The 20,181-nt window shown below is 61.3% G+C and carries 24 protein-coding genes; 11 read left to right on the top strand and 13 right to left on the bottom strand.

What is annotated here, in order from left to right:
• Positions 1-24: 24 nt before the first annotated feature.
• The 3 genes from BM026_RS20715 to BM026_RS20705 form a co-directional block, all read right to left on the bottom strand.
• On the bottom strand, positions 25-1,374 hold the full coding sequence (locus BM026_RS20715; RefSeq protein WP_093529902.1) for a CoA transferase: 1,350 nt from the start codon (positions 1,372-1,374) through the stop codon (positions 25-27).
• 40 nt (positions 1,375-1,414) lie between these two features.
• Positions 1,415-2,758 carry a sensor histidine kinase gene (locus BM026_RS20710; protein WP_093529900.1) on the bottom strand — a complete coding sequence of 448 codons (1,344 nt, stop codon included), beginning with the start codon at positions 2,756-2,758 and terminating at the stop codon, positions 1,415-1,417.
• 68 nt (positions 2,759-2,826) lie between these two features.
• The gene (locus BM026_RS20705) at positions 2,827-3,291 is read right to left on the bottom strand and encodes an LTXXQ domain protein (RefSeq protein WP_093529898.1); all 465 of its coding nucleotides are present in this window, start codon (positions 3,289-3,291) and stop codon (positions 2,827-2,829) included.
• Positions 3,292-3,649: 358 nt separating this feature from the next.
• Between BM026_RS20705 and BM026_RS20700 the strand changes: the two genes are divergently transcribed.
• Both BM026_RS20700 and BM026_RS20695 read left to right on the top strand, forming a co-directional pair.
• On the top strand, positions 3,650-4,132 hold the full coding sequence (locus BM026_RS20700) for an ImmA/IrrE family metallo-endopeptidase (RefSeq protein WP_092246921.1): 483 nt from the start codon (positions 3,650-3,652) through the stop codon (positions 4,130-4,132).
• Positions 4,129-4,545, top strand: a complete 417-nt coding sequence (locus BM026_RS20695) for a hypothetical protein (protein ID WP_092246924.1) — start codon at positions 4,129-4,131, stop codon at positions 4,543-4,545. Before BM026_RS20700 ends, BM026_RS20695 begins: the two co-directional genes overlap by 4 nt.
• 57 nt (positions 4,546-4,602) lie before the next feature.
• On the opposite strand, the gene BM026_RS20690 is transcribed toward BM026_RS20695, so the two are convergent.
• The 4 genes from BM026_RS20690 to BM026_RS20675 form a co-directional block, all read right to left on the bottom strand.
• Positions 4,603-5,280: a response regulator transcription factor gene (locus tag BM026_RS20690; RefSeq protein WP_071489415.1), complete on the bottom strand. Its 678-nt coding sequence runs from the start codon at positions 5,278-5,280 to the stop codon at positions 4,603-4,605.
• Between the two features lie 7 nt (positions 5,281-5,287).
• Positions 5,288-5,695 (bottom strand): SH3 domain-containing protein, encoded by a 408-nt coding sequence (locus BM026_RS20685; RefSeq protein ID WP_092246926.1) that lies wholly within the window; start codon positions 5,693-5,695, stop codon positions 5,288-5,290.
• 106 nt (positions 5,696-5,801) lie between these two features.
• Entirely contained in the window at positions 5,802-6,101 is a 300-nt protein-coding gene (locus tag BM026_RS20680) for a YciI family protein (protein ID WP_092246929.1), read from the bottom strand.
• Position 6,102: 1 nt separating this feature from the next.
• Complete coding sequence (locus tag BM026_RS20675) at positions 6,103-6,699, bottom strand: septation protein A (RefSeq protein ID WP_071489418.1); 597 nt, start codon at positions 6,697-6,699, stop codon at positions 6,103-6,105.
• 87 nt (positions 6,700-6,786) lie between these two features.
• Here BM026_RS20675 and BM026_RS20670 point away from each other — a divergent pair, with 87 nt between their 5' ends.
• The 5 genes from BM026_RS20670 (at position 6,787) to rluB (ending at position 11,444) form a co-directional block, all read left to right on the top strand.
• Entirely contained in the window at positions 6,787-7,650 is an 864-nt protein-coding gene (locus BM026_RS20670) for a PHP domain-containing protein (RefSeq protein ID WP_092246932.1), read from the top strand.
• 13 nt (positions 7,651-7,663) lie between these two features.
• On the top strand, positions 7,664-8,293 hold the full coding sequence (locus BM026_RS20665) for an L-threonylcarbamoyladenylate synthase (protein ID WP_093125290.1): 630 nt from the start codon (positions 7,664-7,666) through the stop codon (positions 8,291-8,293).
• A gap of 120 nt (positions 8,294-8,413) precedes the next feature.
• Complete coding sequence (locus tag BM026_RS20660; protein WP_164365898.1) at positions 8,414-9,112, top strand: segregation and condensation protein A; 699 nt, start codon at positions 8,414-8,416, stop codon at positions 9,110-9,112.
• 12 nt (positions 9,113-9,124) lie between these two features.
• Positions 9,125-10,045, top strand: a complete 921-nt coding sequence (gene scpB, locus BM026_RS20655; RefSeq protein ID WP_093513919.1) for an SMC-Scp complex subunit ScpB — start codon at positions 9,125-9,127, stop codon at positions 10,043-10,045.
• Between the two features lie 187 nt (positions 10,046-10,232).
• Positions 10,233-11,444 carry a 23S rRNA pseudouridine(2605) synthase RluB gene (rluB, locus tag BM026_RS20650; protein ID WP_093513920.1) on the top strand — a complete coding sequence of 404 codons (1,212 nt, stop codon included), beginning with the start codon at positions 10,233-10,235 and terminating at the stop codon, positions 11,442-11,444.
• Positions 11,445-11,638: 194 nt separating this feature from the next.
• Here rluB and BM026_RS20645 read toward each other — a convergent pair whose 3' ends face one another.
• On the bottom strand, positions 11,639-12,598 hold the full coding sequence (locus BM026_RS20645; RefSeq protein ID WP_093513921.1) for a CgnE/CgnB domain-containing protein: 960 nt from the start codon (positions 12,596-12,598) through the stop codon (positions 11,639-11,641).
• 72 nt (positions 12,599-12,670) lie between these two features.
• Positions 12,671-12,808, bottom strand: coding sequence for a hypothetical protein (locus BM026_RS29220; RefSeq protein WP_163034543.1), 138 nt, complete (start codon positions 12,806-12,808; stop codon positions 12,671-12,673).
• A gap of 638 nt (positions 12,809-13,446) precedes the next feature.
• On the opposite strand from BM026_RS29220, the gene BM026_RS20640 reads away from it, so the two are divergent.
• Together BM026_RS20640 and arfB are read left to right on the top strand one after the other, a co-directional pair.
• Entirely contained in the window at positions 13,447-14,868 is a 1,422-nt protein-coding gene (locus BM026_RS20640) for an amino acid permease (RefSeq protein ID WP_092246945.1), read from the top strand.
• A gap of 113 nt (positions 14,869-14,981) precedes the next feature.
• A complete protein-coding gene (gene arfB / locus BM026_RS20635) occupies positions 14,982-15,395 on the top strand; it encodes an alternative ribosome rescue aminoacyl-tRNA hydrolase ArfB (RefSeq protein WP_093125308.1) in 414 nt (137 codons plus the stop codon).
• Here arfB and BM026_RS20630 read toward each other — a convergent pair.
• Positions 15,392-16,588, bottom strand: a complete 1,197-nt coding sequence (locus BM026_RS20630) for an MFS transporter (RefSeq protein WP_092246951.1) — start codon at positions 16,586-16,588, stop codon at positions 15,392-15,394. The two genes, arfB and BM026_RS20630, sit on opposite strands and share 4 nt — an antisense overlap.
• A gap of 104 nt (positions 16,589-16,692) precedes the next feature.
• A complete protein-coding gene (locus BM026_RS20625) occupies positions 16,693-16,875 on the bottom strand; it encodes a hypothetical protein (protein WP_093529896.1) in 183 nt (60 codons plus the stop codon).
• On the opposite strand from BM026_RS20625, the gene BM026_RS29215 reads away from it, so the two are divergent.
• Positions 16,874-17,215, top strand: a complete 342-nt coding sequence (locus tag BM026_RS29215; RefSeq protein ID WP_156682176.1) for a hypothetical protein — start codon at positions 16,874-16,876, stop codon at positions 17,213-17,215. The two genes, BM026_RS20625 and BM026_RS29215, sit on opposite strands and share 2 nt — an antisense overlap.
• A gap of 12 nt (positions 17,216-17,227) precedes the next feature.
• Here BM026_RS29215 and BM026_RS20620 read toward each other — a convergent pair whose 3' ends face one another.
• Complete coding sequence (locus BM026_RS20620; protein WP_092246957.1) at positions 17,228-17,539, bottom strand: Mpo1-like protein; 312 nt, start codon at positions 17,537-17,539, stop codon at positions 17,228-17,230.
• Positions 17,540-17,699: 160 nt separating this feature from the next.
• Between BM026_RS20620 and BM026_RS20615 the strand changes: the two genes are divergently transcribed.
• The gene (locus tag BM026_RS20615; protein WP_071489430.1) at positions 17,700-18,758 is read left to right on the top strand and encodes an AraC family transcriptional regulator; all 1,059 of its coding nucleotides are present in this window, start codon (positions 17,700-17,702) and stop codon (positions 18,756-18,758) included.
• On the opposite strand, the gene BM026_RS20610 is transcribed toward BM026_RS20615, so the two are convergent.
• A complete protein-coding gene (locus BM026_RS20610; protein WP_071489431.1) occupies positions 18,715-20,169 on the bottom strand; it encodes a TrkH family potassium uptake protein in 1,455 nt (484 codons plus the stop codon). The genes BM026_RS20615 and BM026_RS20610 overlap by 44 nt on opposite strands.
• Between the last annotated feature and the right edge of the window lie 12 nt (positions 20,170-20,181).

Below are 20,181 nucleotides of genomic sequence, written 5' to 3'. Positions count from 1 at the left end.
TTGCCCCCGATGGCGATAGTCGAGTCACCACTGCGCTCGGTGTGAACCCAGTTCCCCAGCCGGCAGATCCCACTGCAACGGCGTGCCGCTGATAGTCACCGGCGGCAACAATCGATGCGCCTGGCCCCAGGCCGTCTGTTCCACTACCAGGCCTTGATCGCTCGGTTGCTCGGCCCGCAACGCCGGCTGCTCCGGCACTTGTCCGGCGTCCACCAGCAACTTCGCCGTACGCGCCAGCGACAACAGCGCCGACCCACCACGGCCGGATTTCAATCGCTCACTGAGTGCCTGAATCGCACTGGCCGCCATCAAATACCCGGTGGCGTGATCCAGCGCCTGCAATGGCAGCGGCACCGGTTTGTCCGCTTGTTTCCAGGCCATGCCCGCGGCGGCAATCCCGCTGCTCATCTGCACCAGGCTGTCGAAACCCCGGCGATTGCGCCACGGGCCGCTCCAGCCGTAGGCGTTGAGGCTCACGTCGATCAGGCCGGGGGCGAGGGTTTGCAGTTCACTGGCGCTGTAGCCCAGTTGTTCCAGGGCGTCGGCACGGTAACCGTGGAACACAATGTCGGCGTCCGTGAGCAGGCGTTCGAAAACCTCGCGGTCTTGGGCGCTTTTCAAGTCCAGGCGGGCGCAGCGTTTGCCCAGGGTCATTTCCGGCACCACGCCGGGTTCGTTCCAGGTCGGCGAGTCGATACGCAATACATCCGCACCCAACCCTGCGAGGAAGCGGCTGGCCACCGGGCCGGCCAGCACGCGGGTCAGGTCCAGCACCTTGAGGCCCGCCAGCGGCCGCGCCACCGAGCCGAGCCAGGGCTTTTTGACGGAGGTTGCAAAGGTCTGGCGCTGCACCAGGGCCTCGGCATTGACGGCCAGGCCCTGAGGGTGGGTTTGCCAGGCTTGCCAGGTACGCATCTGCGCGGCGCAACCGCCTTCATCGACAATCGCCTGTTCCAGTTCGGCGGTATTCCAAGTGGCAACTTTGTTGGCCATCGCGATGCGATCAGCCACCTTGCCCAGTACCCGTTCGGCGGCGGCGCGGTGGTGGGGTGCGTTGGTGTGCAGGCGAATCCAGCCATCGGCGCTGGCGTAGTCACCGGCCACCGGGTCCCACAGCGGCGGCGTCTCCCAGCCTACCGGACGAATCGAAGACGAGAACCAGAAGGACGCGAGTCGCCGGTCTACGCTGACGCCGGGAAGGCGCCCGGTCTGTTGCTGGATCAGCTGGGCCACGGCCTGGCCGGCCGCACCGATACTGGCAACGGCCAGGTCGGTGACGGCAAAGGCCGAGGGCAGGGCGCCGGCTTCGGTGCTGGTCAGCGGCGTGGGCGGTAGATCGAGTGCGGCTTGGATGGGAGTCAGCAGGTTTGTCATCAAAGGCCCTCCATGAGAGAAGGGCCACTATAGAAGATCATCAGGCCGGTGTGACAATCCCAGGTTCCAGCGGCAGGTCGATACTGGCGATAAAACCGCCTTGGGCGTGATTGGCCAGGAACAGGCTGCCGCCATGGCGCTCGGCGGCGCGACGGGCAATCGCCAGGCCCAAGCCGTGACCTTGTGCGGTCTGGCCTGGGGCGCGGTAGAACGGTTCGCCCAATTGGCTCAGGTGTTCGGCGTCAACGCCGGGGCCGTGGTCGCGCACGCTGATCACAATATGCTCGCCGTGAAGGTGGGCGTGCAGCTCGATCGGCTGGCCCGGCGGGTTGAAGCGCTGGGCGTTGCGCAGCAGGTTGTCCACTGCCCGTTCGATCATGGTCGGCCACCCCTTGAGATGCAGTTCGGGATCGGTGGTGAGCTGCACCACCTGGTCGGGCGCGCTGAGTTGGGCGTCCTTTTGCAGGGTCTTGAGCAACGTGTTGAGGTCGATCTCTTCGGCGCTGGCGTTATCGGCATCGACGCGGGCCAGTACCAGGATCTCGCTGATCAGTGCCTCCAGGCGATCACATTCGCGGGTCAGGCGAGGCCAGAGTTTTTCCCGTTCTTCGGGGCTGGCGCGTTCGGCCAGGGCCAGGGCGATGCGCAGGCGGGCCAGCGGCGAACGCAGTTCATGGGACACGTCGCGCAGCAACTGGCGCTGGCTGCCGATCAGGCTTTGCAGGCGCGCGCCCATGCGGTTGAAGTCGGTGGCCAGCACGCCGAATTCATCGCGTCGGTTGGCCAGCTGCGCCAGGCTGTTTTGCTGGTAGGTGGCTTGCCCCAGGTCATGCACGGCGCCGCGCAGTCGGCTCAAGGGGCGCGTGATGGACAGCGTCACGAACAGGCTGAACAGGGTCAGCACCACCAAGGCGATGACCAATGCGCTCAACGGCCATGTCAGGCTGCTGCGATGCCATTCGTCCAGTTCCGGGTGCGGGATGCGGTAGATCAACAGGTAAGTGTCGCCGGTCTTCTCACTGGTGTATTCAGCGGTCAGGCGACGCCAGGGCAGGTGGCCGTCCTTGCTATCGTTCTGGCGGGCTTCGAAGGCGGCGGCACGGCGGGGAAAGGTGCCGCGCACCACCGGCTCGCCGCTTTCGTTCAGCACCTGCACGTCGATGTGGTACTGGCGTTTGCGCTGTTGCAGCAAATCCTGGGCAGCGTCCTCACCCTGGGTTTCGTAGAGTTGGGTCCACTCTTCGGCCAGGTTGTTGAGGCCTGGGTGACGGCTGAGAATCCAGGCATCTTGATTGAGCATATGCCCAAGCAGGATCGACAACCCGGCAACCAAGGCGATGGCCAGCCAGAAACTGGCCAGGATGCGCCAGAACAATGAACGCACAGGAAACCCTCAAGCAGGAAAAGCCCAGTGGCGGGGGCCACTGGGCTGGGAGCGTTAACGCGGGGGCATTATTGCGCTTTTTGCGGCTGTTGCGCTTTCCAGGCCTGGAATTCCTTCCATTCGGCGCGGCGCTGTTCCTGCTGCTTGATGATCTCGTCGAATTTCTTCTGCTGGTCAGGCTTGAGTACGGCGCGGATATCCGCCTGGGTTTTCTGCTTGCCGGCGGCGATTTCGTCCTGCATGGCCTTCTGGTCAGCAGCCGGGAGCTTGTCCAGGTACTTCCTGGTCAGGTCCTTGCGAGCGTGCCACTGGTCGCCCATCAATTTGCGGATCTGCTCGCGCTGTTCCTTGCTCAGGTCCAGTTGGCTGAAGGGCCCGCCTTTGCCACGCGGACCGTGTTCGCCGCCGTGACCCGGGCCACCCATCATATGGCCTTCAGGGCCGCCCATCGGGCCTGGGCCTTCGGGCACTGCCGCCATGGCAACGGTCGGCAGGGCAGCGGCGAACATCAAAGCGATAAGGGTCTTGCGCATGGTGATTCTCCTGTCTCTATTCCGGTGAGTCCGGATGTGAGTAGATTAAGGCGATCAAGGTCAGCGGCGGTCAGGTGTGGGTAAAGCTTGGGTAAAGAGGGTTTTGGGCTGAGTTGACAAAACTGCCGATAGCTATAAAAAAAGAGGGGCTCACTCAATTGCTACAGCATGTCTTGAGGGAGTTGGCGTGTGGTCGTGATGGCTGTATAAATGAACAGCTTTTTTCGATGAGACCCTGAGTGCTAAACATTTTTAACCTGTCAACTACAATTTGACGGGGTCTATCGACTTGTTCAGACTTCGATCTCATTTCTGACCCCGTCAAACTACCGTTCCCGCCATCTATTAAGGAGGCCGCATGGAGTACCGAACTGCAGACGACGTCCTGCGTGCCCACTGGAATGGTCGGTTGCCGGTGAACCCGATAGCCATTGCCGAGGCAATGGCTATCGAGGTGAAGGCGCTTGCACCTTTTGAACCGGATACCTGGCGACCGAATGAAAGCGGCCATTACTCCTTCCGGGACGGCGCTCCGCTGATTACTTACAACTTCATGGATGCGCCGGTAAGGCAGCGTTTCACCATTGCGCACGAGATTGGTCACCATGTGCACGGAGACCTGGACGCACCTCGAGATACTTCCGAGCAGTTCAGTGCCAAGTCCAGGGACCCGAAAGAGATCGCAGCCAATCGATTTGCCGCTGCTCTGTTGATGCCGGCCGCGCTGGTGAAACATATGGTGCTTGAGCAGCGCGTCACAGACATCGTAAAGCTGGCCAGTGCTTTTGGTGTGTCGACGGCAGCAATGGAATTCAGGCTGAAGGCGATTGGGCTTTTATGATTGATACCAGCGACGACCTGGCGGGAGGGGAGGCTGATAATCCTGGCCTGATCAGCGACTATCTGAGAAGAGAGTCCTGGCGCTTCAGGTGGGAGAAGCGACTGACGACCGTCACCGTCGTCTTGATCTTGTTGTTTTACATTGCGCTGTTGGGCTTCGTCTTTTTGGGAAACATCCGGGTCTCAGCCGGCGCCTGGTATTTTTTCAGCGCCGTGCGCCCGCACAGTACGGGTGATATTCCCATCATCGTGGCCCTCTCAACCGTCCCGACCCTGCTGTTGATCGCGCTGCTACGGTATTTCCACCACCGGCCCAAGTCAGATCCAGATGATTTGCAGGCACCGCTGCCCATCAGTGTCGAAGCGGCGAAAGCGATCATCAAGGCGACGACCGACGCGATGAAAACCCCTTGAACAACAAGCCCAGCCTGCCAGCTGGGCTTTTTGCATCAGAATGGACCCCGCGTGTTTTTACAGGCTGTAGTAGTAACCCCGACTGCGCAACGCCACGATGCGTGGCCGTCCGTCCGGGTGCGGGCCGATTTTTTTGCGCAGGTTGCTCACGTGCATGTCCAGGCTGCGATCGTAAAGGGTCAACTTGCGACCCAGGGCGATCTGCGCCAGTTCCTGTTTGTCCAGCGGCTCGCCGGGCTGGCGCAGCAAGGCTTCAAGCAGGCGGCTTTCGGAGACGGTGAGGGAAAATTCCTGTTCATCGATGCTGACCACGCCGCGCACCGGGCTGAAACACAGGTCGCCCAATTCGAGCTGGGTGGACACGGCGGCCGGGTGGCTGCGGCGCAGCACGGCGCGCAGCCGGGCGGTAAGCTCGCGTGGGTCGCAGGGCTTGGCCAGGTAATCGTCGGCGCCCAGTTCCAGGCCGAGGATGCGGTCCAGCGGTTCGCCGCGTGCCGAGAGCATCAGCACCGGCAGCTCCGGGTGGTCGTTGCGCAATTGCTTGAGCAGTTCCAGGCCGCTGCCGTCGGGCAGCATCACGTCGAGTACCACCGCGGCCGGGGCACTGTCGGCCAAGGCTTTGCGGGCGCTCAAGCCATCATGGCAGGCACGCACCTGGAAGCCTTCCTGGCTCAACCAACTGGTCAGCAGCTCGCAGAGCTCCTGGTCATCATCTATCAGTAACAGCTCGCTCATGACTCACTCAATTTAGCCATTGTCGACGGCGACGGTGCCCACCGCTGGCGAAGATCCCGCACAGCAAGGCGATCAGCGCGACGGCCCCACCGGTGACGAACCATTGTTGCTGCTCGGTCAGCCATCGGGTCAAGGCGCCGCCCTGTGTTTCTTTGAGTTGCTGGGCCAGGCGTTGGTTCTCTTGGCGAAGGCGACTCAGTTGGGCGCTTTCGCGGGTAGCCTCTACGTTTTGCAGTTGCTTGCTCAATTCTTCACGCTGGCGTTCGCTTTCTTTCAACCGCTGCTGCAACTCGGTGATCTGGGCGCCGGCACTCAAGGACAGAGGCGTGGAACTGCCGGTGTTCGAGGTTTCTTCAGCGTGGGCCGTAGCCCCGATCATTACCACTGCCAACAGACACAACTGACGTAAGCGCATCGGAACTCCTGATTCCACACGAATATTCAGAACGTTGTCGGCAGGTTACCGAGAATAATGAGCAATTAGGAGCGCGCCGAACCGATTAGGTTCGGCGTGGCCGTGATCAAGGCAGGACTTGCTTGAACGGCTTGATCACGACGTCGGCGTAAACGCCGGCAGCTACATAAGGATCAGCCTTGGCCCAGGCCTGGGCCAAGGCCAGGGAGGCAAACTCGGCGACGATCAGGCTACCGGTGAACCCGGCGTCGCCTGGGTCGTTGCTGTCTACCGCAGGGTGTGGACCCGCCAGCACGATACGGCCTTCGGCCTGCAGCTGCTTGAGGCGCTCGACATGGGCCGGGCGCACGCTCAGGCGTTTTTCCAGCGAGTCGGCAACGTCGGTGGCAATGATGGCGTAGAGCATGTCAATCCTCGGTTTTCGGAGTGGTAGGGGCGACGTCATGCAGGTGGCGCGACAGATAGATACCCTGGCCGACCAGGAACAGCACGGTCATGGCCAGGCTGCCGAAGACCTTGAAGTCGACCCAGTAGTCCTGGAAGGTAAAGGCCACGAACAGGTTGGCGGCGCCGCAGAACAGGAAGAACACGATCCACGCAACGTTCAAGCGTGTCCACACCGGATCCGGCAGGGTCAGCGCATGGCCCATGATCCGCTTGATCAGCAGACGGTCACCGATGAAGTGGCTGCCGATAAAGACCAGGGCGAACAGCCAGTTCACCACCGGTGCTTTCCATTTGAGGAAGGTTTCGCTGTGGAACGCCAGGGTCAGGCCGCCGAATACCAGGCATGCGACCAGGGTGAGCCATTGGCTTTTTTCCAGCTTGCGCTGGGAGATGAAAATGGCGCCGTAGACGACGATAGAGCTGATGATCAGCACGGCGGTGGCGCTGTAGATGCCCCCGAACGAGAACGCATGACCGGCGATTTCGATGACCCTGGGGTCGAGCTTGGTAACGATGAAAAACAGCAACAGCGGGATGAAGTCGATGAATTGTTTCACAGTAAGAGCCAGAAGCTGGATGTGGCGGCATAATAACAAACATCCTTGGTAGCGAAAGCGCCAGCTGACTTGAGGTTACAGATCCCCGTGAATGTTGATTTGCACTGCCACAGCACGGCCTCCGACGGCGCCCTGGCGCCCGCGGTACTGGTTGCGCGTGCGTTTGAAAAAGGCGTGCGAGTCCTGGCGTTGACCGACCACGACACCCTCGAAGGCCTCGACGAAGCCCGGGAAGCCGCGCATGCCTTGGGCATGCAGTTGGTCAACGGTGTGGAATTGTCCTGCACCTGGGGCGGCGCCACCATTCATGTGCTCGGCTACGGTTTTGATCAAAACGCCCCGCCTTTGGTTGAAGCCATCGCCCAACTGCACGATGGCCGCTGGCTGCGGTCCGAAGAAATAAGCCGCAAACTCGGCCTTAAAGGTATGTCCGGTGCCCTGGACGGCGCCCGCGCCATCCAGCAGGAACTGGGTGACAGCGGTAACGCACCGGCCCGGCCGCACTTTGCCGACTGGATGGTACGTGAAGGTTTTGTAAAGGACCGCGCCGAAGCGTTCCGCAAATGGCTGGGCGCCGGCAAGTTGGGGGATGTGAAGCAACACTGGCCGACCCTGGAAGACACCGTCGAGACCCTGCGCACCTCCGGGGCCTGGGTCAGCCTGGCCCATCCCTGGCACTACGATTTCACCCGCAGCAAGCGCCGCAAGCTGATTGCCGACTATATTGGAGCGGGCGGCCACGCAATCGAGGTGGTCAACGGGCATCAACCCGCCGAACAGGTCGGCAGCCTGGCGATTCTTGCCCGCGAATTTGGTCTGCTGGTCAGCGCCGGCAGTGATTTTCATGGCCCAGGCGGCTGGTCCGAGATCGGCGAGTATCGCCCCGTCCCGGAAGATTTGCCGCTCTTGTGGGGGCGATTCAAGCATGACCCCATTATTGCCACCGTCTGAACAGGTAGAACACGTGAGTCAATTCTTCCAGATTCATCCGGAAAACCCCCAGGCGCGCCTGATCAAACAGGCCGTCGAGATCATCCGCGCCGGCGGCGTGGTGATCTACCCCACCGACTCGTCCTACGCCATTGGTTGCCAGATCGGCGACAAGGGTGCGGTCGAGCGGGTAAGACGCCTGCGTCAGCTGGACGACAAGCACAACTTCGCGCTGATCTGCAGCGACCTGTCCCAATTGGGGCTGTTTGCCAAGGTCGACACCGGCACCTTCCGCCTGCTCAAGGCGCACACGCCGGGGCCCTACACCTTTATTCTCAACGCTACCCGCGAAGTGCCGCGCCTGCTGCTGCACCCCAAGAAGCGCACCATCGGCCTGCGGGTGCCAGAGCACCCCATTGCCCTGGCGCTCCTCGAAGAGCTGGGTGAGCCGTTGATGAGCGTGTCGTTGATCATGCCGGGTAAAGTCGAGCCGCTGTACGATCCTTACGAAATGCGCCGGCTGTTGGAAAAGCACGTCGACCTGATCATCGACGGCGGCTATGGCGGCAACAAGGCCTCCACCGTGATCAACCTGGCCGACGGCGAACCCGAAGTGATCCGCGTGGGTTGCGGCGATCCGGCTCCGTTCATGGTCGAGGCCTGAATGTCGGCCGTGGAAACCGTCGACAGCCAGGCGGGGGCCCAGCAGGAACTGCCGTTTGCCATGGTGTATGGCCAGGCGGTCATGGAAATGCCTCTGGACCTGTACATTCCGCCGGACGCGCTGGAAGTCTTCCTTGAGGCGTTCGAAGGCCCGCTGGACTTGCTGCTGTACCTGATCCGCAAGCAGAACATCAACATCCTCGACATCCCGGTGGCGGAGATCACCCGTCAGTACATGGGCTATGTGGAGTTGATGCAGTCGGTGCGTCTGGAGCTGGCCGCCGAGTACCTGGTGATGGCTGCCATGCTCGCCGAGATCAAGTCGCGCATGCTGCTGCCGCGCTCGGAGACGGTGGAAGCCGAAGAAGATGACCCGCGCGCCGAACTGATCCGCCGCCTGCAGGAGTACGAACGCTTCAAGGCCGCCGCCGAAGGCATCGATGGCCTGAGCCGGGTGGGCCGCGACGTGGTGGTGCCCAAGCTGGATGCCCCCGAGGCCCGTGCGCGCAAACTGTTGCCGGACGTGAGCCTGGAAGAATTGCTGATGTCCATGGCCGAGGTGCTGCGCCGTGGCGATATGTTTGAAAGTCACCAGGTCAGCCGCGAGGCGCTGTCCACCCGCGAGCGCATGAGCGACGTACTGGAGCGCCTCAAGGGCGGTGGTTTCGTGCCGTTTGTCGAGCTGTTCACCGCCGAAGAAGGGCGCCTGGGAGTGGTGGTGACGTTTATGGCGATCCTCGAACTGGTCAAGGAGTCCCTGGTCGAGCTGGTCCAGAATGAGCCTTTTGCGGCTATCCACGTGCGGGCGCGAGCCGAATAACGAGCTGAATCGATGAATCTGACTGAACCCCGCGAACTGGCACCGCTGCTGGAAGCTTTCCTACTGGCGTCGGGCAAACCGCAATCCCTGGAACGCTTGTTCGAACTCTTTGAAGAAGCCGAACGCCCCGAACCGCCAGTGTTCAAGAAGGCGCTGGAGATTCTGCGCAAGTCCTGCGACGGTCGTGCGTTCGAACTGCGCGAGGTGGCGTCGGGTTATCGCCTGCAGATTCGTGAGAAATTTTCCCCTTGGGTGGGCCGCCTGTGGGAAGAGCGCCCCCAGCGCTACTCGCGGGCGATGCTGGAGACCATGGCGCTGATCGCCTATCGCCAGCCCATCACCCGGGGCGAGATCGAGGACGTGCGGGGCGTGGCGGTCAACAGCCACATCGTCAAGACGCTGCTGGAGCGCGAGTGGATCCGCATCGTCGGTTACCGTGACGTGCCCGGCAAACCGGCGATGTTTGCCACCACCAAGGTGTTCCTCGACCATTTCAACCTGAAAAACCTCGACGACTTGCCGCCGCTGGCCGAATTGCGCGAGATGGAAGCGGAGCCGGTGCTCGACTTCGACGATGCCCCGGTGCCGGCCAGCCTGCAAGAGCTCGCCGATGCGACGGCAGAGCCGGAAGAGCCGAAGGACGAAACCAGTTTCCATACCTTGCTGCTGGAACTGGACGACATGGAGCAGGGCATCAAGACCGACTTTGATGACTTGTTGCGTGACGGTGTGACTGAGGCAGAACCCCAGGAAACCGTTGACCCCGAGCCGGAACCCGACCCTGAAGAAGACATCCTCGGCGTCGCTGAAGCCCGCGAAAAACTCCTGGCCGCCGTCGCCGCCCTCGAACAGCCGCCGTTGAGCGACGAAGAAGACGAAGCCCGGGCCCTGGCTGAAGCCATTGAGGCCGAGCGCCGCCAGTTCGAAGATTGACCCGGACCCCACATGGCTCACCGGTCGGCGGAAAAACCGACGACCGGCCACTAATCGACTAGTCTCTGATGCGCAACGCGCGCCATGCGCGTATGATTCGCGACCCTTTGCCGAGCTATTCGGCCAAAGCCCCGCTTTCAACACTCTTCAGGCCATGCCTGAATCGACCCACCGGGAGGTGCTTAAGATGAACGACAAAGACCAGAACGACAGCCAGGAAATCGGCCCAGCAGGCGAAAAACTGCAAAAGGTGCTGGCGCGTATCGGCGTGGGCTCGCGCCGCGACGTCGAAGCCTGGATCACCCAGAAGCGCATCAAGGTCAACGGCGTCGAGGCTACCCTCGGCCAGCGCGTCGACCTGCACGACGCAATCACCATCGATGGCAAGGTCATCAAGCGTGAAGAGGCCGCCGAATCGGTGCGCCGCGTGATCATGTACAACAAACCCGATGGCGAGATCTGCACCCGTGACGACCCGGAAGGCCGTCCGACCGTGTTCGACAAGATGCCCAAACCCAAAGAAGGCCGCTGGATCAACATCGGTCGTCTGGACATCAACACCACCGGCTTGCTGATGTTCACCACTGACGGTGAGCTGGCCAACCGCCTGATGCACCCGTCCTACGAGATGGACCGCGAGTACGCCGTGCGTGTACGCGGCGAAGTCGATGACGAGATGATCGAGCGCCTCAAGGCGGGCGTGGTGCTGGAAGACGGCCCGGCCAAGTTCACCGACATCAAGCAGGCACCGGGTGGCGAAGGTTTCAACCACTGGTACCACTGCGTGGTGATGGAAGGCCGTAACCGTGAAGTGCGTCGCCTGTGGGAATCCCAGGGCCTGGTGGTCAGCCGCCTGAAGCGCGTGCGTTTCGGTCCGGTGTTCCTCAACTCCGACCTGCCGATGGGCCGCTGGCGCGAAATGAGCCAGTACGAAGTCGACATCCTCAGCGCCGAAGTCGGCCTGACGCCGGTGGCGATGCCGCAGATGAATGCCAAGAGCAAAGACAAGCTTGAGCGGATGCAGCGTAAATCGTCGCGCCCGGTGGCGCGCACCGAGCGTGTTGCCCGCACCCTGCGACCTGCGTTGAATGCACCGGCGACTGGCGGTCGTATCTCCCGAGAGCCGCAGATCGAAGGTGAACGCCGCCCAACCGCGCCGTCGCGTCAGGAAGGCGAGCGTGCGCCGCGTGCACCGCGTCCGGCCCCGGCCGGTGGTCGCAGCAACCGGGGTGAAGAGGATCGCCCAGCCGACAACGCCAGCACCAAGCGTCCAGCCAGGCCGGCGGCGAACAAGCGCCCTGGCCCGAAACTGGTCGCGGACGAGCCGTCTGGCAAGCGCCGTGGCGCACCGGCCGGTTCCGGCCAGCGTCCTGGTTTTGGTCGCAAGAAGCCGCAGTGATTTGATCGCCGCATAAAAAACGCCAACCCTCAAGTTGGCGTTTTTTTTTATCTGAATTTGAAATGCATTCAACTGTGGGAGGGGGCTTGCCCCCGATAGCGGTATGGCAGCCACCACATACATCAACTGACCGACTGCCATCGGGGGCAAGCCCCCTCCCACATTCAGATTTTCAGTGTTAGTTAAAGCTTTGCTCAGAACGCAAAGGCCCCGTCAAACACCGGCTTGTCATCCAGCGCCAACACCCCACTGGCAAAGATCAGATCCAGATGATGGCTGCCTTTCTGCCCACCTCCCAGTCCCAGGTGCAACCCGCAATGGCGCTCCTCGAACCCGGCGTTGCGCGCATACAGATCCTTCACCCCTTCATTGGTACCAATCCCCAACTCTTCCACACGCCGGTTCGACGGATTGGCATTCAGGTACTTGTTGAAATCATCGGCCAACCCCGGCACTTCACTGGCCACGCTGCAGATGGTCGAGTTCTCGATCCACAGCTCCAGCGGTGACTCCAGCACGCCGTATTTGCGTGCGAACGGGATAGTGCTGAGAAAGGTGCCGACAAACCGCACCTGGCCATTGATCGCTTCGCTGTGCGTGGCGATCTCACCCGGCGCCAGGTCGTGGTTGCCGACGCCGTTGATATTGGTCCACTTCTTGATGCTGCTCATTGGCGCTTCCAGCCGCGAGCCATGTTTGTCGGTAAAGCTCAGCACGTTGGCCTGGGACATGCGCCGAATCAGCGTGGCGTTGAGGTCGGCGATGCGCTGCGGCTCGACGCTGAAGGTGTCGTAGAAATAGTCGCCGTAATCCTTGAACAGCAGGGATTTTTTCCAGTGCTCGGCCATCACGCCCTGCAGGGCACGGATGAAGTCCGGGCCTTCGGCGCGTGGGTTGGGCAGGGTGGAGGAATCGTAGAGAAACAGGTACAGGTCGCAGGCTTCGATGGCAGTGGCCAGGGTGTCGCTGGCGGCGAGGTCCAGGCGCTGCACCTGGAAGTTGAAACGCGCGGCGCTGCCCTGGGTGATCGCCTGGGCGATGGCGTCGTAGCGCTCGGTATGGCCCAGCAGCACGGTGGGGCGGCTCAAGCCACTGAGGGCCGGATGGTGCGCGAGGTAGTAGAGAAAGTGTTCGACGGCGCGGGCCTTGTCCATGACGTACATCCTTCTGTGCCTTGGGTAAGGGAGCAGGTGCCGAGCGCGGCACCTGCCGGGAGCGTGCCGGTTTTAGAAGGGCCACATCGCGGTGCCAAATGGCACAACGGCATCGGCTTGCATCATCTCAACGGCGGCGTCATGGGTCGGTGCTTCAAACCAGTCGTCGAGTTGCAGTTCGGTTTCCAGGTCGTTTTCCAGTGCTTGCATGGTGTATCTCCTAGAGGACGGTGTTTGAGAACGGCTTGCCAACGGGCTTCGTCAGCAAGTGGGATGAACCTAGGAGAGAGTGTTTCAAAATGCAAAATTTTTATTGACACGGTTTCATTTAGATATTTTGTTCTGTTTTTCCCATTTGATTTTTTCTTGAGTAAATACAGGCGGCTGAAGCGACTGCTGGGTCAGAATCTTCCTACCGTCAATTTTTATGAAGATCATGGCTGTAACGTTAATTTTCCGTGCTGTAACGATTAATTTACGAGTAAATGTCGGCATCATTGACCTTTTTTGCCCTGTAAGAATTACCTGACAGATCGTCGCACTCGCTTTTCGCGGGCGCCTCCAAGCTGTCGAGCGGTGTACAATCCGCCGCGTTTTACTGTGACCCCCTTGCGTAACCACGCAAAAGGACAAGACCTCAGGGTTCACCCACCCTGATCACTCCGCCTGGCCATGAGCCGGACGGGTTCGATTTCGTCACAGATAAAAACAAACAGGTGACGCATGACCGTAAGAAAGACGCTGTACTCCTGGTGCCTGCGCTGGGGTTTGAGCGGCGCTGCTTGAGTCGTTGATTCAACGCAGCAACCTGCAGTCAAAATTCTCAAACCTTGCGTGAGACCCTTTTCATGAGTGGACCCCATTCCTCTTCAGGCGAGCTGAAACGCGGCCTGAAAAACCGGCATATCCAGCTGATCGCCCTCGGTGGCGCCATCGGTACCGGCCTGTTCCTCGGCTCGGCCGGGGTGCTCAAATCCGCCGGGCCGTCGATGATTCTGGGTTATGCCATCTGCGGCTTCATTGCCTTCATGATCATGCGCCAGCTTGGCGAAATGATCGTCGAAGAGCCGGTCGCCGGTTCCTTCAGCCACTTTGCCCACAAGTACTGGGGCGGTTTCGCCGGCTTCCTGTCGGGGTGGAACTGCTGGATTTTGTACATCCTGGTGGGCATGTCGGAACTGACCGCCGTCGGCAAATACGTGCACTACTGGTGGCCGGAGATTCCGACCTGGGTCTCGGCCGCGGCGTTCTTCGTGCTGATCAACCTGATCAACCTGGCCAACGTCAAAGTGTTCGGTGAAGCCGAGTTCTGGTTCGCCATCATCAAGGTGGTGGCCATCGTCGGCATGATCGCATTGGGCAGCTACCTGCTGGTCAGCGGCAGTGGCGGGCCACAGGCCTCGGTGACCAACCTGTGGGAACACGGCGGCTTCTTCCCTCACGGCGTCGGCGGATTGGTGATGGCCATGGCGATCATCATGTTCTCCTTCGGCGGCCTGGAAATGCTCGGCTTCACCGCTGCCGAGGCGGACAAACCGCGCACCGTGATCCCGAAGGCGATCAACCAGGTGATCTACCGCATCCTGATTTTCTACATCGGCGCCCTGGTTGTGCTGTTGTCGTTGACGCCGTGGGACAGCCTGCTGGAGACCCTCAACGCCTCGGGTGACGCCTACAGCGGCAGCCCATTCGTGCAGGTGTTCTCGATGCTCGGCAGTAACACTGCCGCGCATATTCTCAACTTTGTGGTCCTGACAGCGGCGCTGTCGGTGTACAACAGCGGCACTTACTGCAACAGCCGCATGTTGCTGGGCATGGCCGAGCAGGGCGATGCGCCCAAGGCATTGGCCAGGATCGACAAACGCGGCGTGCCGGTGCGTTCCATCCTCGCCTCGGCGGCGATCACCCTGGTGGCGGTGCTGATGAACTACCTGATCCCGCAGCACGCGCTGGAACTGCTGATGTCCCTGGTGGTGGCTACGCTGGTGATCAACTGGGCGATGATCAGCTTCTCGCACTTCAAGTTCCGCCAGCACATGAACCGCACCGGCCAGGTGCCGTTGTTCAAGGCATTGTGGTACCCCTACGGCAACTTCGTGTGCCTGGCGTTCGTGGTGTTTATCCTGGTGATCATGCTGATGATTCCGGGCATCCAGGTGTCGGTGTATGCGATACCGGTGTGGGTGGCGTTTATGGCGGTGTGTTACTGGATCAAGAACAAGCGTCGTGCGCAGCAAGCCTTGGACGCGGCAGTGCCCGCAGTTAAGTAAGCGTAATCCGTGATCAAGCAAACCCGGCCGTGTGCCGGGTTTGCTGCTTAGAGGACGGAGGGAGTGCGCATTCGCGTATCCTTGAGCTTCTCCATTCGAGGTAGCTGCCGCTCATGCTGGTAATTTCCAACAACGTCCACCTGCCCGACACCGAGATCGAGCTGACCGCCATTCGCGCACAGGGCGCCGGTGGGCAGAACGTCAACAAGGTGTCGAGTGCGGTGCACCTGCGCTTTGATATCCCGGCGTCGTCGCTGCCGGCGTTCTACAAGGAGCGTTTGCTGGCGCTGCGCGACAGTCGGATTACCAGTGAGGGCGTGCTGGTGCTCAAGGCCCAGCAATACCGGACCCAGGAGCAGAACCGCGCGGATGCGCTGGAGCGCCTGGTGGAGTTGATCCTCAGTGCGACCAAGGTGGAGAAGAAGCGCCGCCCGACCAAACCGACCCTGGGCTCGAAAAAGCGTCGCCTCGAATCCAAGACCAAGCGCGGCAGCATCAAGGCCGGGCGTGGCAAGGTCGACTTTTAGTCGCCACGTGCCTCACGGGCTTTTGGCGCTTGTCGGTACAGGTAAACACTGAGCAGCAAGCCACCCACGGCGGCGAGGGCGGCGAACAGGAAGATCGACGCAAAGCCGAAGCCTGCCGCCACGGCCCCGGCGAGCGGGCCGGTGATGCCCAGCGACAGGTCGATAAACAGCGAGTAAGCCCCCACCGCCGAGCCCCGGCTGGACGCCGGTACCAAGTTGACGGCTTCGACGCCCAAGGCGGGAAACACCAGGGAGAAGCCAAACCCGCTCAACGCCGCGCCGGCCAGGGCCAGGCTGGCATCCGGGGCGAGCCACAGCAACAGCAGGCCGAGGATCTCCACCGACAGGCAGGCAATCGCCACGCGAAACCCGCCGATCCGGTTGATCAGGTTGCCGAACAGCAGACGTGCACCGATAAAGCTGGCGCCGAACAGGCTCAAGGCCCACACCGCGTTATCCCAGTGCTGGGTGGTGTAGTACAGGGTGATGAAGGTCGCGATGGTGCCAAATCCAATCGAGCCCAGCGCCAGCGCGCAGCCGTGGGGCAATACCCGGCCCAGCACATTCATGAAGGGCAGGCGCACGCCGGCCACGATCGGTGCGGCGACCTTGTTCCAGGCCAACAGCAGGCCGACGATGGCCAGCAGGATGATGCTGACCCCCATGCTCCACAGCCCGAAACTCTTCACCAGCACGACGCCCAACGGTGCACCGACCGCCAGTGCGCCGTAGCTGGCGATGCCGTTCCAGGAAATGACCTTGGCGGTGTTCTGCGCGCCGACCCGGCCGATGCCCCAGCCGATGGCGCCCGAGCCCACCAGGCTTTCCGCGCTGCCCAGCACCAGGCGGCCGATCAACAGGCTGCTCAGGCTCAAGGCCGGCAGGCTGGAGAACCACGCAGCGAGCAGCATGAACACGCCGCTCAGGCCGCAGCCGGCCAGGCCTATCAGCACGGCGCGCTTGCTGCCCAGGTTGTCGATGATCTTGCCCGCGTACGGGCGGCTCAGCAGGGTAGCCAGGTATTGCACGCTGATCACCAGGCCGGCAATCACCGCGCCGTAGCCCAGCTCACTGTGGACATAGCCCGGCAACACGGCCAGGGGGATGCCGATATTCAGGTAGCCGATGAAGGTGAACAGGACGATGGAAACAACTTGCAGCGTGACCGCCATGGGGCGCTGGGTATCGAGCATGGGAGGGGTCCACTGTCGCAGCAGGTAAAGATAGGTTGCTAATGATACCGGTGGTTTGCTTCGCGCAGGGCGCTAAAACACAAAAACCTCGGATCAAAAAGACCTCAGGCGCGCGCAGGGGCCAGCAGTTGGGTGGTGACCAGGGCGGCCAGCGCGTTTTCCTGGGTGCCGAAACGCTTGAGCAGTACGGCCTGTTTCTCCACGCTGAGGCGGTTCCACACGTCGACCATCTGCAGGGCAGCGTCGAGTACAGCGGTGTCCGGGTTGTCGGGGAGGGTATCGGTCATGGCGGGGCCTCGATTCATTCAGGCAGTGTGGAAAGCGCTCAACATTGCGCTTTCCACACGGTCTGGTACGGCGTCAGTCCTGGCTTTTGCTGTCGACTGGTTTGGCTTCTTTTTTGGCCTCAGGCTGTTTATCGCTGGCCTGCTGCGGTGTTGGCTGCTCTGTAGGGTGCAGGCTTGGGAAGGGGAGATTAGGTATCTCGTGCATCGTGGTCGCTCCTCGCAAGGTCTGTTTTTTCAATCGCAGGTGATTCCGCGCTCTCAAAAAGCCTTGGCAGGATACAGCACCGCAAATGACAAAAAGATTTTTATGTCGCCGGATGCAGGAACTTTCATCGTTTAAACGGTCGTTCGCCTAGAACGGCACCTTGCCCAGAATCATGTCGCGGTACATCACAAAGTCCCCCAACAAGCTGTAAAACGGGTGCTGAAAGGTCGCCGGGCGGTTCTTTTCGAAGAAGAAGTGGCCGACCCAGGCAAAGCTGTAGCCGGCAATCGGCAACGCCACCAGCAAACCCAACGAACCGCGGCCGATGGCATACGCCAGAATGCCGATTACCAGCGTGGTACCGATGAAATGCAGGCGCCGGCAGGTACTGTTGGCGTGCTCGGCCAGGTAATAGGGGTAGAACTCAGCAAAGCTATTGAATCGCTTGACGTTTTCCACAGTGGCTGGCCCTTTGATTGTTATGCCGCCCAACAGATGTTCGGCGGGGAGCTTATTTGAGTCTAGAGTGATCAGTAGTAACAGCCAGTGACAATAGATGCCACTTTAGTATCCTTGGCTTCCTGGCTGTCGTTTGAGCCTGCTTTATTAAGAAGACGCCATGAGCGAACGAACAACTTCTGCAAGCTGGGCGATGGGGATAGTCAAGGCACTGGAAATGGACGGCCTGGATTGCCGCGCCTTGTTCAGGCAGTTGGGCCTGGACTACGCCGCCCTGAATGACCCCGATGCGCGGTTTCCACAGGATTGCATGACCCGCCTGTGGCAGCGCGCGGTGGAGCTGTCGGGCAATCCGGCGATCGGTCTGAACATGGGCAAGGTGGTGCGCCCGGCGTCGTTTCATGTGGCCGGCTATGCGCTGATGTCCAGCAACACCCTCGCCGAGGGTTTTATGCGCCTGGTGCGCTACCAGCGCATCATCGCTGAAAGTGCCGACCTGAGTTTCCGACTGATCCCCGAAGGGTATGCGCTGATTCTGACGGTGCACGGGGATCACCTGCCGCCGACCCGGCAAAGCGCCGAAGCCTCGCTGGCCAGTGCCCTGGCGCTGTGTGGCTGGCTCACCGGCCGCACCCTGCAGCCGCGCAAGGTGGTGCTGCAAGGTGATCAGCCGGCGGACCTTGGCCCGTACAAACAAGCCTTCCACGCACCCCTGGAGTTCAACGCGCCCTACGACGCGTTGATTTTCGAGCGGGCCGACATGGAAGCGCCGCTGCCCACGGCCAACGAGGCCATGGCGCTGTTGCATGATCGATTTGCCGGTGAATACCTGGCGCGTTTCTCGGAAAGCCGCGTGACCCACAAGGCGCGGCAAGTGCTGTGCCGGCTGTTGCCCCAGGGCGAGCCCAAGCGTGAAGTGGTGGCGCAGACGTTGCACCTGTCCCAGCGCACCTTGCAGCGGCGGCTACAAGAGGAGGGCACCAGCTTCCAGACCCTGCTCGACGACACCCGACGCGAACTCGCCGAGCAATACCTGGCACAGCCGAGCATGACCTTACTGGAAATCGCCTACCTGTTGGGTTTTGCCGACCCGAGCAACTTCTTCCGTGCGTTTCGTCGCTGGTTCGATGCCACGCCCGGTGAATACCGGACGCGGTTGTTGGAAACCTCGGTTGTCAGTGACGCCAAAAAGCCGGAATACACAGAACAAAGACCGTAATGATCTCCAGTCGACCGAGCAGCATGCCCAATGACAGGATCCATTTGGCCGCATCCGGCAGGCTGGCGAAGTTGCCCGCCGGGCCGATGGTTTCCCCCAGGCCCGGGCCGACACCGGACACCGTGCTGGCGGCGCCGGTCAAGGCGGTCATCCAGTCCAGGCCCAGCAGCGACAAAGCGAGGGCGATGGCGCAGATGGTGATGGCGAAGAAAAACGAAAACGTCAGGATCGAACGCACGATCTCTTCGTCCAGACGATGGCCGTTGTACTTTTGCTTGATCACCGCGCGCGGGTGAATCAGCTGGTTCAAGTTGGCCTTGAGCAGGATGTAGGCGACCTGGAAACGGAAGATCTTGATCCCGCCGGCTGTCGAGCCCGAGCAACCACCGATAAACCCCAGGTAGAAGAACAGCATCAGTGAGAAGTTGCCCCACAGGCTGTAGTCCCCCAACGCGAAACCGGTGGTGGTGACCACCGAGGTCACGTTCAACGCCACATGGCGCAGGGCATCGAGCCAATGCAGGTTGGTGGTCCACCAGTACCAGGTACCGAGCACCAACCAGGTCACGATCAGCAAACCGAGCAAGCCTTGTACCTGCTGATCCTTGATCAGTGCCTTGCGGTTGCCGCGCAACGTGGCCACATACAGGGTGAACGGCAGGCTGCCGAGAATCATCACCACCACCGCCACCCAGTGCACCGCCGGTTGTTTCCAATGGGCCAGGGACTCATCCGAGGTGGAGAAACCGCCGGTGGAAATCGCCGACATTGCGTGGTTGATTGCATCGAACAGGCCCATGCCCGCCCACCAGAACGCCAGGCTGCCAAGGATGGTGATGCCCACGTAGGCCGCCACGATCAGCCGCGCCACCATGTGCGAGCGGGGCATGACTTTTTCCGAGCGGTCCGAGGACTCGGTCTGGAACAGGCGCATGCCACCGATGCGCAGCAGCGGCAGGATCGCTACCGCCATGCCGATAAAACCGATACCACCGAGCCAGTGCAGCAGCGAGCGCCACATCAGGATGCCCGGCGACAGGGTGTCCAGGCCGCTCAACACCGTGGAGCCGGTGGCGGTGATGCCGGACATGCTTTCGAAGAACGAGTCGGTGTAGCTGATGTGCTGGGTCAACAGAAAGGGCAGCGCGGCGAAGACACACACCACCACCCAACTGCTGACGGTCAGCAGGTACATGTCCCGCGGGCGCAGGTGCACATGCTCGGGGCGACCGGGAATCACCAGGGCCAGGCCGGCGAGAAAGGTGATCATGCTGGCCCACAGGAACGAAGGCAGGTCGCTGGTGCGTTCGAAAATCACCAGTGTGGCCATGGGCACGACCATGGCGATCGCGAGGGTGATCAGGAAGATGCCGATGATGAAACCGATGATACGCAGGGTCGGCAACGCCATGAAATTCGCTCG

The sequence above is a fragment of the Pseudomonas sp. NFPP24 genome, from assembly GCF_900112095.1.
GTDB lineage: Bacteria > Pseudomonadota > Gammaproteobacteria > Pseudomonadales > Pseudomonadaceae > Aquipseudomonas > Aquipseudomonas extremorientalis.
This window is presented reverse-complemented; position numbering and strand designations above follow the sequence as displayed.

Coding starts and splice junctions, on each gene's coding strand:
- arfB (WP_093125308.1), top strand. CDS start 14,982: ATGCTGGTAATTTCCAACAACGTCCACCTGCCCGACACCGAGATCGAG.
- BM026_RS20700 (WP_092246921.1), top strand. CDS start 3,650: ATGGAGTACCGAACTGCAGACGACGTCCTGCGTGCCCACTGGAATGGT.
- BM026_RS20685 (WP_092246926.1), bottom strand. CDS start 5,695: ATGCGCTTACGTCAGTTGTGTCTGTTGGCAGTGGTAATGATCGGGGCT.
- BM026_RS20615 (WP_071489430.1), top strand. CDS start 17,700: ATGAGCGAACGAACAACTTCTGCAAGCTGGGCGATGGGGATAGTCAAG.
- BM026_RS20645 (WP_093513921.1), bottom strand. CDS start 12,598: ATGGACAAGGCCCGCGCCGTCGAACACTTTCTCTACTACCTCGCGCAC.
- BM026_RS20715 (WP_093529902.1), bottom strand. CDS start 1,374: ATGACAAACCTGCTGACTCCCATCCAAGCCGCACTCGATCTACCGCCC.
- scpB (WP_093513919.1), top strand. CDS start 9,125: ATGAATCTGACTGAACCCCGCGAACTGGCACCGCTGCTGGAAGCTTTC.
- BM026_RS20695 (WP_092246924.1), top strand. CDS start 4,129: ATGATTGATACCAGCGACGACCTGGCGGGAGGGGAGGCTGATAATCCT.
- BM026_RS20625 (WP_093529896.1), bottom strand. CDS start 16,875: ATGACCGATACCCTCCCCGACAACCCGGACACCGCTGTACTCGACGCT.
- BM026_RS29220 (WP_163034543.1), bottom strand. CDS start 12,808: ATGCAAGCACTGGAAAACGACCTGGAAACCGAACTGCAACTCGACGAC.
- BM026_RS20630 (WP_092246951.1), bottom strand. CDS start 16,588: ATGCTCGATACCCAGCGCCCCATGGCGGTCACGCTGCAAGTTGTTTCC.
- rluB (WP_093513920.1), top strand. CDS start 10,233: ATGAACGACAAAGACCAGAACGACAGCCAGGAAATCGGCCCAGCAGGC.
- BM026_RS20705 (WP_093529898.1), bottom strand. CDS start 3,291: ATGCGCAAGACCCTTATCGCTTTGATGTTCGCCGCTGCCCTGCCGACC.
- BM026_RS20610 (WP_071489431.1), bottom strand. CDS start 20,169: ATGGCGTTGCCGACCCTGCGTATCATCGGTTTCATCATCGGCATCTTC.
- BM026_RS20680 (WP_092246929.1), bottom strand. CDS start 6,101: ATGCTCTACGCCATCATTGCCACCGACGTTGCCGACTCGCTGGAAAAA.
- BM026_RS29215 (WP_156682176.1), top strand. CDS start 16,874: ATGGCGGGGCCTCGATTCATTCAGGCAGTGTGGAAAGCGCTCAACATT.
- BM026_RS20640 (WP_092246945.1), top strand. CDS start 13,447: ATGAGTGGACCCCATTCCTCTTCAGGCGAGCTGAAACGCGGCCTGAAA.
- BM026_RS20690 (WP_071489415.1), bottom strand. CDS start 5,280: ATGAGCGAGCTGTTACTGATAGATGATGACCAGGAGCTCTGCGAGCTG.